This window comes from Oceanospirillum sediminis (assembly GCF_014164585.1).
Taxonomy (GTDB): Bacteria; Pseudomonadota; Gammaproteobacteria; order Pseudomonadales; family Halomonadaceae; genus Oceanospirillum; species Oceanospirillum sediminis.
Genome location: NZ_JACJFM010000124.1, coordinates 1 through 475 on the forward strand (window position 1 = coordinate 1; position 475 = coordinate 475).

1 protein-coding gene is annotated in these 475 nt (G+C 36.0%); it reads right to left on the minus strand.

All coding sequences use genetic code 11. The features are described from left to right. Nucleotides 1–435, minus strand: a 435-nt coding sequence (locus tag H4O21_RS28110) for a 2TM domain-containing protein (RefSeq protein ID WP_220495853.1), incomplete at its 3' end; no start/stop codon positions are given. Nucleotides 436–475 lie beyond the last annotated feature (40 nt).

The following is a 475-nucleotide window of genomic DNA, read 5'->3' on the forward strand; positions in this document are numbered from 1 at the left end:
AGCTTGTATGGTTAAACCTATGCCCCAACCTATCATCGGGAACCAAAACCATTGGAAGCCCCAATATGTTCTGTAATTGATAAAGATTAGAAAGGGTATTACCAAGCAATACGATATTAAGCTGTAGTAAAAGTTTTTAAGTTCTTCTACGTGATTGCGGGCACGTAAATAACTGTCGTCTATTTGATTTGATGTTTGTGGTCTCATGACTGATATTTGTTTGGTAAGCATTGGTATTGCTACAGCAAAACTGTTTGCTTCTTTATTAATGTCTACTTTTTTCTTTGTGAGCAGTTTGTAACGTTGCATGATATTGGTTAAGCCAACGCCACTGCTCTTTTTTACTATTTGTTTGGGTTGCAAATTATTTTCTACAACGAGGTAACCTTCATCCTCATAGATTTTGATATGTAGCGGCTTACTTGAGGTAACCATATTATGCTTTACGGCATTTTCCAATAGCAACTGTAATGAT